The 13,701-nt window shown below is 68.5% G+C and carries 17 protein-coding genes; 1 reads left to right on the forward strand and 16 read right to left on the reverse strand.

Going from position 1 to position 13,701, the window contains the following annotated elements:
* Positions 1–29 precede the first annotated feature (29 nt).
* The 8 genes from HWX22_RS06790 to HWX22_RS06825 form a co-directional block, all read right to left on the reverse strand.
* Positions 30–887, reverse strand: a complete 858-nt coding sequence (locus HWX22_RS06790; protein ID WP_175915271.1) for a lysophospholipid acyltransferase family protein — start codon at positions 885–887, stop codon at positions 30–32.
* 19 nt (positions 888–906) lie between these two features.
* Positions 907–2,184, reverse strand: a complete 1,278-nt coding sequence (locus HWX22_RS06795) for a dihydroorotase (RefSeq protein ID WP_175907595.1) — start codon at positions 2,182–2,184, stop codon at positions 907–909.
* 52 nt (positions 2,185–2,236) lie between these two features.
* On the reverse strand, positions 2,237–3,268 hold the full coding sequence (locus HWX22_RS06800) for an aspartate carbamoyltransferase catalytic subunit (protein WP_044846292.1): 1,032 nt from the start codon (positions 3,266–3,268) through the stop codon (positions 2,237–2,239).
* 74 nt (positions 3,269–3,342) lie between these two features.
* On the reverse strand, positions 3,343–3,858 hold the full coding sequence (gene pyrR / locus HWX22_RS06805; protein WP_175915272.1) for a bifunctional pyr operon transcriptional regulator/uracil phosphoribosyltransferase PyrR: 516 nt from the start codon (positions 3,856–3,858) through the stop codon (positions 3,343–3,345).
* Entirely contained in the window at positions 3,845–4,294 is a 450-nt protein-coding gene (gene ruvX, locus HWX22_RS06810; RefSeq protein WP_059530402.1) for a Holliday junction resolvase RuvX, read from the reverse strand. The genes pyrR and ruvX overlap by 14 nt, the downstream gene beginning before the upstream one ends.
* Positions 4,291–4,869 carry a YqgE/AlgH family protein gene (locus HWX22_RS06815; RefSeq protein ID WP_006751106.1) on the reverse strand — a complete coding sequence of 193 codons (579 nt, stop codon included), beginning with the start codon at positions 4,867–4,869 and terminating at the stop codon, positions 4,291–4,293. The genes ruvX and HWX22_RS06815 overlap by 4 nt, the downstream gene beginning before the upstream one ends.
* A 182-nt stretch (positions 4,870–5,051) precedes the next feature.
* Positions 5,052–6,353: a hypothetical protein gene (locus HWX22_RS06820; RefSeq protein WP_175915273.1), complete on the reverse strand. Its 1,302-nt coding sequence runs from the start codon at positions 6,351–6,353 to the stop codon at positions 5,052–5,054.
* A 104-nt stretch (positions 6,354–6,457) separates the two neighbouring features.
* Complete coding sequence (locus HWX22_RS06825; protein ID WP_004186709.1) at positions 6,458–6,628, reverse strand: rubredoxin; 171 nt, start codon at positions 6,626–6,628, stop codon at positions 6,458–6,460.
* 255 nt (positions 6,629–6,883) lie between these two features.
* Between HWX22_RS06825 and HWX22_RS06830 the strand changes: the two genes are divergently transcribed.
* Positions 6,884–7,750, forward strand: a complete 867-nt coding sequence (locus HWX22_RS06830; protein ID WP_059466951.1) for a hydroxymethylpyrimidine/phosphomethylpyrimidine kinase — start codon at positions 6,884–6,886, stop codon at positions 7,748–7,750.
* A 178-nt stretch (positions 7,751–7,928) separates the two neighbouring features.
* On the opposite strand, the gene groL is transcribed toward HWX22_RS06830, so the two are convergent.
* The 8 genes from groL to HWX22_RS06870 form a co-directional block, all read right to left on the reverse strand.
* Positions 7,929–9,569 carry a chaperonin GroEL gene (groL, locus tag HWX22_RS06835; protein WP_044846298.1) on the reverse strand — a complete coding sequence of 547 codons (1,641 nt, stop codon included), beginning with the start codon at positions 9,567–9,569 and terminating at the stop codon, positions 7,929–7,931.
* 46 nt (positions 9,570–9,615) lie between these two features.
* Positions 9,616–9,909, reverse strand: a complete 294-nt coding sequence (gene groES, locus HWX22_RS06840; RefSeq protein ID WP_014897904.1) for a co-chaperone GroES — start codon at positions 9,907–9,909, stop codon at positions 9,616–9,618.
* A gap of 374 nt (positions 9,910–10,283) precedes the next feature.
* Positions 10,284–10,793 (reverse strand): SRPBCC family protein, encoded by a 510-nt coding sequence (locus HWX22_RS06845; protein WP_059820147.1) that lies wholly within the window; start codon positions 10,791–10,793, stop codon positions 10,284–10,286.
* Between the two features lie 41 nt (positions 10,794–10,834).
* Positions 10,835–11,467, reverse strand: a complete 633-nt coding sequence (locus HWX22_RS06850; RefSeq protein WP_175915274.1) for a DUF1571 domain-containing protein — start codon at positions 11,465–11,467, stop codon at positions 10,835–10,837.
* Positions 11,464–11,880: a quinol oxidase gene (locus tag HWX22_RS06855; RefSeq protein WP_175915275.1), complete on the reverse strand. Its 417-nt coding sequence runs from the start codon at positions 11,878–11,880 to the stop codon at positions 11,464–11,466. The genes HWX22_RS06850 and HWX22_RS06855 overlap by 4 nt, the downstream gene beginning before the upstream one ends.
* Positions 11,881–11,908: 28 nt before the next feature.
* On the reverse strand, positions 11,909–12,697 hold the full coding sequence (locus HWX22_RS06860) for an anti-sigma factor (RefSeq protein WP_175915276.1): 789 nt from the start codon (positions 12,695–12,697) through the stop codon (positions 11,909–11,911).
* On the reverse strand, positions 12,697–13,212 hold the full coding sequence (locus HWX22_RS06865; RefSeq protein WP_059530417.1) for a sigma-70 family RNA polymerase sigma factor: 516 nt from the start codon (positions 13,210–13,212) through the stop codon (positions 12,697–12,699). Before HWX22_RS06865 ends, HWX22_RS06860 begins: the two co-directional genes overlap by 1 nt.
* Positions 13,213–13,258: 46 nt before the next feature.
* Positions 13,259–13,618 carry a hypothetical protein gene (locus HWX22_RS06870; RefSeq protein WP_059820144.1) on the reverse strand — a complete coding sequence of 120 codons (360 nt, stop codon included), beginning with the start codon at positions 13,616–13,618 and terminating at the stop codon, positions 13,259–13,261.
* Positions 13,619–13,701 lie beyond the last annotated feature (83 nt).

A 13,701-nucleotide genomic window follows, 5' to 3' on the forward strand; every position in this document is an offset into this window, starting at 1 on the left:
CACGCGAGACGCGCGGGCGGAATGAAGCATCAACCCTCGCGCCCCGGCACCGGCTCCTCGGCAGCCGCATCGCCCGCCGCACCGCCGCCGACTTCGATCGCCGGATACGCGTGCCGCTCGAGCTCCGCCAGCGACTCGGGCGACGGCTTGCCGACCTTCGCCTGCATCGCTTCGAGCGCAGCCGCGATCGCGTCGCGCGCCGCCGCCGAAGTCGTGCGGCGGTCACCGCCCGGCGCGATCGGCTCGCACACGTACAGGTGCGCAACCAGCGGGCCGCCGCGCAGCACCATGTCGAGCGACATCCCGAGCGACAGCTCGCCCGTATACGCCGGCGCGACTGACTGCCGCCGCTGTGCGTCCTCGTACATCAGGCAGATCGGCTGCACCGAGCAGCCGGCCGATACCGACGCCTGGAACAGGTTCGCATGGAACGGCAGCAGCGACTGCCCGTCCGACGTCGTGCCTTCCGGAAACACGCACATCAACCCGCCGTTGCGCAGGCGCTCGGCCATCTCGTACATGATCCGCATCGCCTCGGTACGCTTCTCGCGCTGCAGGAACACGGTGTCGAGCTTCTCGGCGAGCCAGCCGACGACCGGCCACTGCCGCACCTCGGCCTTCGACACGAACGGCGTCGGCCGCCACGCGTTGATCGCGTAGATGTCGAGCCACGACACGTGATTGCCGACCACGAGCGCGCTCGCGTCGAGCCGCGCGCCGTCGTTGTGGACGACGAGGCGCATCCCGCAGATCCGCAGCATCTTGAGCGACCAGCGGCGCGTCATCTCGGCGCGGCGCGCGGGCGATACGTGCGAAAAGCGCAGCGCGACGATCGCCATGCCGCGCAACAGGTGAAAGACGAGACGCAGCTTGCGAAGAGCGGTCATGGCGAGGATCCGGCGTGGTTCAGTGGCGCTCGAACGCGACCTGCCCCGCCACGAGCGTCGTGCGCACGCAGGCCGGCAGTTCGTAGCCGAGGAACGGCGAGTTGTGACCCTGGCTCTTCAGCGCGCGCGGCTCGACGCGCCAGTGCGCGCGCGGGTCGAACACGCACAGGTCGGCCGCACTGCCTTCGGCCAGACGGCCCGCCGGCAATTGCAGCACGTCGGCCGGCGCCGCCGTGATGCGACGCAGCGCCTGCGCGAGCGGCGTGTTCGTTTCATCGGCCCACTTCACCGTGAGCGACAGCAGCAGTTCGAGCCCCGTCGCGCCCGGCGTCGCTTCGGCGAACGGCAGCAGCTTCTCGTCGTCGTCGACCGGCGTGTGATCGGAACAGATCGCGTCGATCGTACCGTCGGCGAGCGCCGCGCGGATCGCTTCGCGATCGCGCTCGCCGCGCAGCGGCGGGTCGAGCCGGAATTGCGAATCGAAGTAGCCGATGTCGACGTCGATCAGGTGCAGGTGGTTCACGCCGACGTCGCACGTCACGGGCAGCCCCTCGGCCTTCGCCGCACGCACGAGCGCGAGGCCGGCCGCCGACGACAGGCGCGCGAGGTGCACGCGCGCGCCCGTCACGCGCATCAGTTCGAAGATCGTGTGCAGCGCGATCGTCTCGGCCGCGACCGGCACGCCGGACAGCCCGAGCCGCGACGCGAGCGCGCCGCTCGCGGCGACACCGCCACGGCCGATGAACGCGTCGAGCGGACGCAGCCACGTCGTGTAGCCGTAGGTGCTCGCGTACTGCAGCGCACGCAGCAGCACCTGCGTGTCGCGCACCGGCACGTTCGCGTGCGTGAAGCCGACGCAGCCCGACTCGGTCAGCGCGACCATCTCGGTGATCACTTCGCCCTTGAGGCCGACGGTGAGCGCGCCGAGCGGATGGACGTTCGCCTGGTGGAGGTTGCGGGCGCGGAACTTGAGCATCTCGACGAGACCCGGCTCGTCGAGCACGGGGTCGGTGTCCGGCGGGCATACGAGGGTCGTGACGCCGCCGGCGACGGCCGCGGCCATCTCAGACGCGAGCGTCGCCTTGTGCTCGTAGCCCGGCTCGCGCAGCCGCGCGCACAGGTCGACGAGACCGGGGGCGACGATCAGGCCCGCCGCGTCGACCGTCTTCTCCGCGTTGAAACCGGCCGGCGCCGTGCCGAGCGCGGCGATCTTGCCGTCCGCGACAAATACGTCGGCCTGCCGTTCGGTGCCGGCGACCGGGTCGATCAGCGTGCCGCCTTGGATATGAATCTTCATGCGCTGTCTGTGAATGCGTTGATTGCGTGAATAAGGATGCGCGAAGGCAGGCTCAGTCGCTGTTGCCGGCGACGATGCCCATCACCGCCATCCGCACGGCGATGCCGAACGTGACCTGGTTGAGGATCACCGACTGCGGGCCGTCGGCGACCTGCGAGTCGATCTCGACACCGCGGTTCATCGGGCCCGGGTGCATCACGATCGCGTCGGGCGCGGCGAGCGCGAGGCGCTCGGGCGTCAGGCCCCAGGTCTTGAAGTATTCCTGCGCGGACGGCAGCAGCGCGCCGCTCATCCGCTCGTTCTGCAGGCGCAGCATGATGATCACGTCGACGCCCTTCAGCCCTTCGTCGAGGTTGTGGAACACCTTCACGCCCATCTGCTCGAGACCGCCCGGCAGCAGCGTGCGCGGGCCGATCGCGCGCACTTCCGGCACGCCGAGCGTGGTGAGCGCGTGGATGTCCGAGCGCGCGACGCGCGAATGCAGGATGTCGCCGACGATCGCCACGCGCAGCTTCGTGAAGTCGCGCTTGTAGTGACGGATCGTGTACATGTCGAGCAGGCCCTGCGTCGGGTGCGCATGACGGCCGTCGCCGGCATTGATCACGTGCACGTGCGGCGCGCAGTGCTCGGCGATCAGGTACGGCGCGCCGCTCGATGCGTGGCGCACGACGAACAGGTCGGCATGCATCGCCGACAGGTTGTTGATCGTGTCGAGCAGCGACTCGCCCTTGCTCGTCGACGACGCGTTGATGTTCAGGTTCAGCACGTCGGCCGACAGGCGCGTCGCGGCGATCTCGAAGGTCGTGCGCGTGCGCGTCGAGTTCTCGAAGAACAGGTTGAACACCGACTTGCCGCGCAGGAGCGGCACCTTCTTCACCTCGCGGTCCGTCACGCTGACAAACTGCTCGGCCGTATCGAGAATGTGATTGACGATCGAGCGCGGCAGCCCCTCGATCGACAGCAGGTGTTTCAGCTCGCCGTTTTTCGTGAGCTGCGGGTTGCCCTTCAGGAAACCGTAGCGGAACCGCTCGGGGCTCGCGGCCGCAGCGGGATTGCCGGTGCGGCCAGTGGTGTCGGTGGTCATGGTGTGCGTGATTCCAACTATGCAAACGGGCCGCGGCACGAACCGGCGGCCCGGGATACGGTTTCGCGGTTCGGTCAGGCGCCGTGCGCCTCGATGCGCAGCGTCAGCTGCGCGACCTCGTCGCGCGCGAGCACGAGCGTCGCATCGGCCGGCACGTCGAGCGTGCCGCCCGCGAAGCGCGCGGCGACCGGCAGCTCGCGGCCGCCGCGATCGGCGAGCACCGCGAGCTCGACCGCGGCCGGACGGCCGTAGTCGAACAGTTCGTTGAGGGCGGCGCGCACGGTGCGGCCGGTGTACAGCACGTCGTCGACGAGCACGATGCGCGCGCCGTCGACGTCGAACGGCAGCGACGTCGGGCTCGCCTGGCTGTGCAGCCCCTTTTTCGCGTAGTCGTCGCGATGCAGCGCGACGTTCACGACGCCGAACCCCGGCGCGCCGAGATCGCGCGCGAGGCGCTCGGCGAGCCAGGCGCCGCCGCTGTGAATGCCGGCGAGCCGCGGGCCGCCCGGCTCGGCGAAGGCCGTGCCGTATGCGTCGCTTATCTGGTCGAGCAGGACGCGGTAGAGCGCGTCGGCATCAATGGTGCTCATGGTCGGACAATTGATCGAGATACTGTTGAAGGATCACGCGCGCGGCCTCGGCGTCGAGCATCTCGGCACGTGCGCGCCCGCGCACGTTGCGCTCGCGCAGCCCGGCCTCGGCCTCGACCGACGAATAGCGTTCGTCGACCCACGTGACGGGCAGCCCGAAGCGGCCGTTCAGCTGATTGCCGAAGCGCTTCGCCTGCTGCGTCATCTCGTGCGGCGTGCCATCCGGATGCATCGGCAGGCCGACGACGAGCGCGTCCGGCCGCCATTCGGCCAGCAGTTCGCCGACCGCCTTGAAGCGGTGCTCGCGGTTCAGGTTGGGGATCACGACGAGGGCGCGGGCCGAGCGCGTCAGCGCGTTGCCGATCGCGACGCCGATCCGCTTCTCGCCATAGTCGAACGCCAGGAGCGTCGCATCGCGCGCGCTCGCGCCACTCATGCGTGCCCTGCTTCGCCGGACAGCATCGACGAGCTGACGCCGAGCAGGCCAAGCGCGGCTTCGAAGCGCTCCTCGGCCGGCGTGTCGAACACGATGCGGGGATCGGCGGCCACGGTCAGCCAGCCGTTGCGGGAAATTTCTTCCTCGAGCTGACCGGCGCCCCAGCCTGCATGGCCGAGCGTCAGCAGGAAGCGTTTCGGGCCGGTGCCCGTCGCGACCGCCTCGAGCACATCCTTCGACGTCGTCATCTCGAGCCCGCCCTCGACCGACATGGACGAGTTGTAGTTCGCACCCTCGACCGGCTCGTGCAGCACGAAGCCGCGCTCGGTCTGGACCGGGCCGCCGAAGTACACGGGGATGTGCAGCAGCGGCTCGATGTCGAGCTTCAGGTCGATGCGGTTGAACAGCGATTCGAGGTCGATGTCGGTGGGACGATTGATGACGAGGCCGAGCGCGCCGCGCTCGCTGTGATCGCAAAGATAGACCACCGTTCCCGAAAACGTCGGATCCGCCATGTTCGGCATGGCGATCAGGAACTGGTTGGTGAGATTGATGCGATCGGAAGGCTTTGACATGGTTTGAATTTTAGCAAAGACGCCGCGACCTGACCGGGCCGCGATCAACAAGCAACGCCGCGCGACGCTGGCAACGACGCGCGCGGATCACACGGCACTCTAACACGCGCGCGGGTGCTGTCGGCAGCGTGTTGCCGGCCCGTGCGACAAGGGCTGCCGCCACGGTCGCGCCCCGTTGCACATCAGGTCCGGCCGAGCGCCGCGCCGAGCGCCCCGGACGCGGCGGTCAGGTCCGGCGGCGCCACCCCCGCGGCGATCTTCAGCAGCGCGGCGCGTAACATGTCGGACGCGCGGGCGTGCGCGTCGAGCCCGCCTTCGGCGAGCGGCATGCCGTGCGCGGTACGGCGCCATGCCAGCCCGAGCGTGTCGGCCAGCAGCGCCGCATGACCGAGCCCGAGCGCGCATGCGGCCGTACCGACCCGGTAGGCGGCCGCGGACGCGCGCCATGCCGCCCCCGCATCGGCGGCGGCAGGATCGACGGCCAGATCGGCCATCGATGCGTCGGCCGTCTGCAGGAAATCCTCATACGCATGGGCGTTGACGGTCACGACGCCGAGCATGCGGGTGGGCGCCGCCGCGACCGCATCACGCTCGGCGCGCGCAGCGTCGGCCTCCCACAGCGCCTCGGACGCGGGCGTGCCGGCGACGTGCCAGTCCACGGTCAGCCCATAGTCGTGCAGCACGTCGACGAGCGCGACGTCTTCCGCGGCTGCGCCGAACAGCGCGAAATCGCGCCACAGCAGCGCAACCGTCTCGCGCACGAGCGCCGGCGGCGCACTGCGCCTGCCCTGCGCGTGCTCGCCGAGCAGCAGGTTGGTGCGTGCGAGGAAACGCTTCAGTTCGGGCGCGGCGCTGGCGCGCAGCGCGCGCAGGCACGCGGCGGCGAGCCGCCAGAAATCGTACGGCGCGCCGTCGGCCAGCGCGGTCAGGATCGTGTCAAGTTCGTCGAGCGCCGCGTCCGGCGTGCCGTGCGGCGCGCGCAGCACGCCGAGCAGCGCCTGCTCGTATCGGGCCCGCGCCCGGCTTGCGAATGCGTCTGGCAGCGCGCGCAGCGTCGCCGGCGGTGTCGCGCGCCCGACGAGCGCCAGCACGTCGAGCGGCACGCTCGCGTGCAGGTCGGCCGCGCTTTGCGCACGCAGCGCCCGGAAATGTTCGAACAGGATGGGCGAGCAGGCCAGCTCGCGCAGATTGTGGCGCTCGACCGCCGCGCGGAAATCGCGCAGCGCGAGGCGCCAGGCGGCGGAAGCCGGTTCGTCGGCGACCAGCGGCACCGCGGCGGCCAGTTGCCCGGCGAAACGAGCGGCTGGCAGCCAGCCGGCCTCCGCCAGCACGGCCGCGGCGGCCGACAGCGGCGCGGCCGCGTCGTCCCGCTGCTCGAATGCATCGGCGGCCGCCGCGAGCCACGCGTCGGCCGCGCGCACGGCCCCGCCACGCGGGTTGGGCAGTGCGTCAGGGTGGGAAACGTTCGCCGGATCGGACGTCATGGACACGCGCGCCTGTCATCGTCAAGTCGCTCGCGCCGGCCGCGGCGCGCGAGCGCCGGGCAACCGCGAGGCCGAAGCGGTGTGTCCGTGGGCCAAGGGTCCGGTCAGATCTGGACCATCTCGAAGTCTTCCTTGCGAGCGCCGCATTCGGGGCACGTCCAGTTGATCGGGACGTCTTCCCAGCGCGTGCCCGGGGCGATGCCCTCTTCGGGCAGCCCGGCTTCTTCGTCATAAATCCAGCCACAAATCAGGCACATCCAGCTCTTGTATTCCATCTTAAGCCGCGTCGGGGAAAAGTCGGTAAATTCGGGAGCCATGATGGTACCGTGTCGGGGCCGGACTGCCTAGCAATCGCACTGGAGTCCGACGACTACGTTGCGCTGCGCTAAAAATTCCGTCGTGCGGGCCGGATTCCGCCGCATAATGGCTGAAAAGTGCGGCCTGCCGGGCAACACGGGGCCCAAACGCCCGATTCGCCTCACCGTCCGCAGCTCTGTCGCTCCCCCGTTTTTTTCTTGCCCCATTTTTACATGTCCAGCAACGCCCCTCCGATCGTCCTCACCTTCGGCCTGTCCGATCCCACCGGCGGCTCCGGCCTCCAAGCCGATCTGATGACCCTGGCGAGCATGGGCTGTCACGGCGTGTCCGTCCTGACGGGCTACACCGTGCGCGACTCCGCCGCCTGCGACGAAGTGACCGGTCTCGATCCCGATGTCGTCGCCGCCCAGGCGCGCATGCTGCTTGAGGACATGCCGGTCGCCGCGTTCAAGATCGGCGCCGCGACGCGCGCGGAAGTCGTGAGCGCGATCGCGGAAGTGGTCGCCGACTACGACGGCGTGCCGCTCGTGCTCGCACCGGACTTCACGCTCGACGACGAGCACGTGCTCGCCGCCGACGACCTGCGCGAATCGATCGCCGACCTGCTCGCGCCGCAGACGACGCTGCTGGTCGCCGACCACGCGACGCTGATCGCGCTCGCGCAGCCGGACGGCGATGCCGAGGCGCCGAATCTCGACGCGGCCGTGTCGCACCTGCTGTCGCAGGGCTGCGAGTACATCCTATCGTCGGAAACGGGCTCGCACCGGCTCGTCAACACGCTGTACGGCGAGGAAGGCCAGCTTCGCGAAGACATGTGGGATCGCTCGCCGCACCGGCTGATGGGCATCACCGACACGCTCGGCGCGGCGATCGCGGCACTGCTCGCGAACGGCCAGGAGCCGCCCGAAGCGGTGCGCGAGGCGCAGGAATACCTGTACCAGGCCGTCCGCGACGCGTTCCGGCCCGGCATGGGCGCGTACCTGCCCGACCGGTTCTTCTGGGCGCGCAGCAACGACGAGGAAGGCGGGCGTCCGGTGACGGAAAGCAGCAAAAGCTCGCCGCGAATCGCCCGGCATTGACGCCCGCGCGGCGGCCCTGCGCCGCCGTTGCGCGGCCTGCGCTCGCTTCGGGGCGGCATGTCCGTCCCATGTCCGCCCCTTTTCGCACGCATAAAAAAAGACCCGCATCGCTGCGGGTCTTTTTCTTTGGCTGGAACGCGCATCACTGCGCGTTCCGGACACCATCGACCGAAGTCGATTACATGTCCATGCCCATGCCGCCCATGCCGCCCGGCATGCCGCCCGGCATCGGTGCGTCTTCCTTCGGCAGTTCTGCGACAGCTGCGTCCGTCGTCAGCAGCAGGCCTGCAACCGAAGCTGCGTTCTGCAGTGCGGTGCGCGTGACCTTGGTCGGGTCGACAACGCCGGCTTCAACCATGTCGACGTACTCGCCCGTTGCTGCGTTGTAGCCGTAGTTGCCCGTGCCTGCAGCAACTGCCGCCACCACGACGCTCGCTTCTTCGCCACCGTTCGTGACGATCTGGCGCAGCGGCTCTTCCATTGCGCGCAGCACGATCTTGATGCCGGCGTTCTGGTCGGCGTTCGCGCCGGTCAGGCCTGCGATCGCGGTGCGAGCGCGGATCAGCGCAACGCCGCCGCCTGCCACGATGCCTTCTTCCACAGCTGCGCGCGTTGCGTGCAGTGCGTCTTCGACACGTGCCTTCTTTTCCTTCATTTCGACTTCGGTCGCAGCACCGACCTTGATCACTGCCACGCCGCCGGCCAGCTTGGCCACGCGCTCTTGCAGCTTTTCACGGTCGTAGTCCGACGTCGCTTCTTCGATTTGCGTGCGAACTTGCTTGACGCGCGCTTCGATGTTCACGGCTTCGCCTGCGCCGTCGATGATCGTCGTGTTTTCCTTGCCCACTTCGATGCGCTTCGCCTGGCCCAGTTCTGCCAGCGTTGCCTTCTCGAGCGTCAGGCCGGTTTCTTCCGCGACGACTTGACCGCCGGTCAGGATCGCGATGTCTTCCAGCATGGCCTTGCGGCGATCGCCGAAGCCCGGCGCCTTGACCGCAACGGTCTTCAGGATGCCGCGGATGTTGTTGACGACCAGCGTTGCGAGCGCTTCGCCTTCGACGTCTTCAGCGATGATCAGCAGCGGACGGCCAGCCTTCGCGACTTGCTCGAGCACCGGCAGCAGATCACGGATGTTCGACACCTTCTTGTCGTGCAGCAGCACGAACGGGTTGTCGAGGACGGCGACTTGCTTGTCCGGGTTGTTGATGAAGTACGGCGACAGGTAGCCGCGGTCGAACTGCATGCCTTCGACGACGTCGAGTTCGTCGGCGAGCGACTTGCCGTCTTCGACGGTGATCACGCCTTCCTTGCCGACCTTGTCCATCGCTTCAGCGATGCGATCGCCGATCGACGTGTCGCTGTTCGCCGAGATCGAGCCGACCTGTGCGATTTCCTTGTTCGTCGTGCACGGCTTGCTGATCTTCTTCAGCTCTTCGACAGCCGCTGCGACTGCCTTGTCGATGCCGCGCTTCAGGTCCATCGGGTTCATGCCCGATGCGACGTACTTCATGCCTTCGCGAACGATCGATTGCGCGAGGACGGTTGCCGTCGTCGTGCCGTCGCCTGCGTTGTCGCTGGTCTTGGAAGCGACTTCCTTGACCATTTGCGCGCCCATGTTCTGGAGCTTGTCCTTCAGCTCGATTTCCTTCGCGACCGACACACCGTCCTTGGTGACCGTCGGGCCGCCGAAGCTGCGCTCGAGCACGACGTTGCGGCCCTTCGGACCCAGCGTGACCTTGACTGCGTTGGCGAGAATGTTCACGCCTTCGACCATCTTCGAACGGGCGGAATCGCCGAATACGACGTCTTTAGCTGCCATCTTCTAACTCCTTGAATTCTTGGGAATATGTACCGTCGGTGGACGCTTACTGCGCGTTGACCACGGCCATGATGTCTTCTTCGCGCATGACCAGCAGTTCCTGGCCGTCGACCTTGACGGTCTGACCGGCGTACTTGCCGAACAGCACACGATCGCCGACCTTCACGTCGAGCGCGATCGCCGCGCCCTTGTCGTCGCGCTTGCCCGGGCCAACCGCGAGGATCTCGCCTTGATCCGGCTTCTCAGCAGCAGCTTCGGGGATCACGATGCCCGAGGCGGTCTTGGTTTCCTGATCCAGGCGCTTGACGATCACGCGATCGTGCAAAGGACGAAGGTTCATATTCACTCCTCTCTTGACTGAGATTGAAGAACGCTTAGGGAATCTGCCCGGCGGGTCGCCCGGCAGAGAATTGTTAGCACTCTCGTGCAGCGAGTGCTAATTATATGGACGGGTTTTGACAAATTCAAGAAGGGGAGCCAGAGGTTTTTTCGTGCGGGGCGGAACGATGGAAAAACGGGGATTGATTGAAAAATTTCATTAAAAACAATCACATAAACATCGATTCCGCACACCGGGAGCGGACGAGATACGGGATATCCCGACCCACGCCCCAATTGGACACAGGGCGAGCACCGAGTTCCCGCGGTCGTCCGGCATCGCTTGAATAGGGCTGCGCGGACGTGCCAAGGGCGCAAACTTCGGCCACGGGATCGTCACATGTCCGGACAACCCACGACCGGCTGAAACGTCCGGCCGTCGGTCTCGACCGTCGCGCCGAGCAGCCGCGCGAGGCCTTTCGCGCCTTCGCGCATCACGACGTCGTGATTCCACGCGAACAGCGGGCGCGCGATCGGCTCCAGCCAGTTCATCCAGCGCTCGCGCGTGCGGATGTGCCAGTCGTAGCGCACGACGGTGCGCGCGCCGTCGCCGGCAAACGACCAGCGGCCGTCGCCTTCGATCGCGCCGCTCGCGCGGCCTTCGAGCACATGCGGCCGCTCGACGCGCAGCACGCGCATGTCGAAGGTCAGCCGGTACGGCAACGCGCCTTTCCATGTATATCGCTGCAGCGCGCCGACGCCGCGCGCGTCGCCGCGCTCGATCTCGACGGTCCGCACGGCACTCTTCCACCAGTCCGGCCAGCGATCGACCTGGTAGATCGCGTCCCAGACAGCCGCGAGCGGCGCGTCCACGCGCCACGTCGTCGAAAACCGGTATTCCGCCATGCTGCCTCCGGCGCGAATCAGAATCGGGGTCAAAAGCGCGATCAGGGCGAGAAAAATCGGGCGGGAAACGCGACGTCGATCTCGACGTCGTCGAGCGTCACCGTTTCGAGCGGCGCGCCGTCGTCGTCCGCGAAGCTGACGACCTTCAGCGGAAAGCCGTCCTCGGTGTCCAGCCACAGACGATAGCGATGCACGCCGTCGACCACGTGCGCGGGCGCGCCCGTCACCGATACGCGCAGCGTGGCGCGGCCGCCGAGGGTTTCCTTGCCTTCCGTCACGGTCGCACCGCCCTGCTGCAGCGCATGCACGTTGTGCAGCAGCACGCCGACGTCCGAACGGTCGACGCGATGGCCGCTGCGGTCGCGCAGAAGCGGATTGGACGGCGACAGCGTCAGCGCCGGCAGCGCATGCTCGCCGAACGGACGCAGCCGCACCTTGCCGTTGCCGGGGTCGTACGCGAGCACCGCGCCGTAATGCGGCGACACGAAGTCCATCCGGACGAAACCGGGTTTCAAGTAGGCATAGTGGAATTCGGCATGCTCGCCGCTTCGCGCCGACGACCGGATCGTCGCGCGATACGAGTGAACCTGGTCGAAATGCGTCTGCGCGATGGTCACGGGATCGGCTGTCATGCTCGCTCCTATCAGGCTCGCGGCCAGCAACGCGGCGATCACGGCGCCGCCTCGACGTCGAGCACGCCTTCCATTCCGCGCTCGCGATGGCTGCGCAGGAACAGCAGCCGATGCGTGCAATAGTAGGCGAAGCGGCCGGGCGCCGTCGGCGTGAAGCGCAACGTGCGCGGCGTCGTGCCCAGCTCGGTATGCACCGCGATGCCGGCCTGCGGCGCGTCGATCTTGAAACTGTGCGGCACGACGCCCGGTTCGGCCGAGACGGTGAGTTCGACCGGCACGTGCGCGCGGACGATCACGTGGCTCGGATGAAAGAAATAGCTGCCGCCGACGATCGCCACCCGCTGCACGCCGTCGGCGTCGACCGGCACTCGCACCGGCGCATCGCCGTCCGCCCGCGCGAGCCCGGCGCCCGCCACGAGCGCCACCGCCACCATCACTGCCTTCTTCGTGTTCATCGTCGGCTCCCTGCCGATGTCGCGCGCGTCAGCCCTTCCACGCGTCGGTCGGTCCGCCGAGCGCGCCGCATGCTTCGATCGCGAGCTCGCGCAGCCGTCGTTCGTCGGCGTGTCCGGAGAGCGCATAACCCATGCCGCGATCGGACCAGAAGTACGTATCGCGACCGCCCGCGGACATCGCCCGGGGCGCGAAGCGCCGCGCATCGTAGGCCGTCATGTAGAGCGTCACGCGCTTGCCGTCCGCGCGCTGGTACATCAGTTGCGCGGCCGGCCCCGCGTCGCCCGGCAGCAGCCGGCCGCCCAGCAACGCATAGCCGTATTCGTCGAGCGACGGCGCGCGCACGGGCCGCCCGAGACGCACGGACAGCCACGCGGCAAGGCGCGCCGGATCGCGTGCGTCGACCTCGACCGGATGTTCGCGATCGGCCGCGTACACGGCGTAGGCGACGTCCGCGCGCGCGGCGAAGGCCGGCTCAGCGCCGAAGGTCGTCCAGCCCGCGTGCAGCGCGACGCCGATCACCAGCCCGGCCGCCAGGCCCGCGAATGCATACGCGACGCCGCGCCAACGCGGCACGCGCCGCTGCACGAACAGCGCGGGTGCGGCGGCCGGCAGCGGGAACAGCGCTTGCAGCGCGTCGCGCTGCGCGCGGTAATGCGCGAACCGATCGGCTTCGCGCGGATCGGACGCCAGCCGTTCGAGCACCTCGCGGCGCTCCTGCCCGGACAGCTCGCCGTCGAGCAGCGCCGACAGCAGTTGCGCCGACGCGTCGGCGCCGCCGTCCCGATCGTTCGAAGGTTTGCGCGGATCGTCGTCCATCATGTCTTCCCGATCACCCGTAACGCGGCCGCGCCGCGCGCCGGCGGCTCGTCGGACAGCAGCGCACGCATCTGTTCACGCGCCCGCGACAGCCGCGACATCACCGTCCCCACCGGCACGCCGAGCACCTGCGCGGCGTCGCGGTAACTCAATTCCTCGAGCGCGACCAGCAGCAGCACCTCGCGCTGCTCGACGGGCAGCCGGTACAGCGCGCGCTGCACGTCGCGCAACAGCAGGCCGCCGATCTCGTCGGTCGGCGCGGCCATCGTCTGCCATGGCGCGGTCGCATCGTCGACCGCGATCTCGTGCCGCGCGCGCAACTGGTCGATGAAGCGGTGGCGCAGCAGCGTCAGCAGCCACGCACGCAGGTTGCCGCCGTCGCGCGGCGGCCGGTTCAACGCGCGCTCGAGCGTGTCCTGCACGAGATCGTCCGCCCAGGCCCGGTCGCCCGTCAGCGCGCGCGCATATCGCGTGAGATGCGGCAACCACACCAGCAGGTCCGATTCGTAGCTCATCCGGATGCCTCGCGCGTCGCCGCGCCGTCAGTCCGTCGGTCGGTGTTCAGGGACGCGCGACGTGCCACATGCCGCCGATTCCGTCGCCGCCCGCGTCGCCGGCCTTGCGGTCCATCTTCCAGCGATACAGCGGACGGCCGTGGTAAGCCCATTGCTTCTTCCCATCGTCGCGCGTGACGAGGCTCAGCGCACCCGACGCCTTGTCGTATCCGTCGGCGAGCGCCGGCGGCCAGTTGGCCGCGCAGGTGCCGGTGCAGGTGCTCTTGCCCGGCGCGTCGTGATCGAACACGTACAGCGTCATGTGATCTTCGTCGACCAGTTTCCCGTCACCGGCCTGCGGCGGCTCGGCGGCCGCGGGCCGCGCGATCGCGACCGTCAGTGCGACGGCGAACATCATCGTCTTCATTCCCGTTCTCCTTGGCATGGCGTCGCGGCACGATGCCGCCGGACGGGACGTCGACTTCGTGATGCCCATTATCCCGCTGTCCG

Source organism: Burkholderia sp. BCC1638, from assembly GCF_902833195.1.
Taxonomy (GTDB): domain Bacteria; phylum Pseudomonadota; class Gammaproteobacteria; order Burkholderiales; family Burkholderiaceae; genus Burkholderia; species Burkholderia diffusa.

What these genes read in the sequence shown, in the direction of transcription:
- HWX22_RS06795 (WP_175907595.1), bottom strand. Translation starts at nt 2,184, where the DNA reads ATGAAGATTCATATCCAAGGCGGCACGCTGATCGACCCGGTCGCCGGC.
- HWX22_RS06865 (WP_059530417.1), bottom strand. Translation starts at nt 13,212, where the DNA reads ATGAGCTACGAATCGGACCTGCTGGTGTGGTTGCCGCATCTCACGCGA.
- HWX22_RS06820 (WP_175915273.1), bottom strand. Translation starts at nt 6,353, where the DNA reads ATGACGTCCGATCCGGCGAACGTTTCCCACCCTGACGCACTGCCCAAC.
- HWX22_RS06815 (WP_006751106.1), bottom strand. Translation starts at nt 4,869, where the DNA reads ATGTCAAAGCCTTCCGATCGCATCAATCTCACCAACCAGTTCCTGATC.
- pyrR (WP_175915272.1), bottom strand. Translation starts at nt 3,858, where the DNA reads ATGAGCACCATTGATGCCGACGCGCTCTACCGCGTCCTGCTCGACCAG.
- HWX22_RS06855 (WP_175915275.1), bottom strand. Translation starts at nt 11,880, where the DNA reads ATGAACACGAAGAAGGCAGTGATGGTGGCGGTGGCGCTCGTGGCGGGC.
- HWX22_RS06825 (WP_004186709.1), bottom strand. Translation starts at nt 6,628, where the DNA reads ATGGAATACAAGAGCTGGATGTGCCTGATTTGTGGCTGGATTTATGAC.
- HWX22_RS06870 (WP_059820144.1), bottom strand. Translation starts at nt 13,618, where the DNA reads ATGAAGACGATGATGTTCGCCGTCGCACTGACGGTCGCGATCGCGCGG.
- HWX22_RS06830 (WP_059466951.1), top strand. Translation starts at nt 6,884, where the DNA reads ATGTCCAGCAACGCCCCTCCGATCGTCCTCACCTTCGGCCTGTCCGAT.
- HWX22_RS06845 (WP_059820147.1), bottom strand. Translation starts at nt 10,793, where the DNA reads ATGGCGGAATACCGGTTTTCGACGACGTGGCGCGTGGACGCGCCGCTC.
- groES (WP_014897904.1), bottom strand. Translation starts at nt 9,909, where the DNA reads ATGAACCTTCGTCCTTTGCACGATCGCGTGATCGTCAAGCGCCTGGAT.
- HWX22_RS06790 (WP_175915271.1), bottom strand. Translation starts at nt 887, where the DNA reads ATGACCGCTCTTCGCAAGCTGCGTCTCGTCTTTCACCTGTTGCGCGGC.
- groL (WP_044846298.1), bottom strand. Translation starts at nt 9,569, where the DNA reads ATGGCAGCTAAAGACGTCGTATTCGGCGATTCCGCCCGTTCGAAGATG.
- HWX22_RS06860 (WP_175915276.1), bottom strand. Translation starts at nt 12,697, where the DNA reads ATGGACGACGATCCGCGCAAACCTTCGAACGATCGGGACGGCGGCGCC.
- ruvX (WP_059530402.1), bottom strand. Translation starts at nt 4,294, where the DNA reads ATGAGTGGCGCGAGCGCGCGCGATGCGACGCTCCTGGCGTTCGACTAT.
- HWX22_RS06800 (WP_044846292.1), bottom strand. Translation starts at nt 3,268, where the DNA reads ATGACCACCGACACCACTGGCCGCACCGGCAATCCCGCTGCGGCCGCG.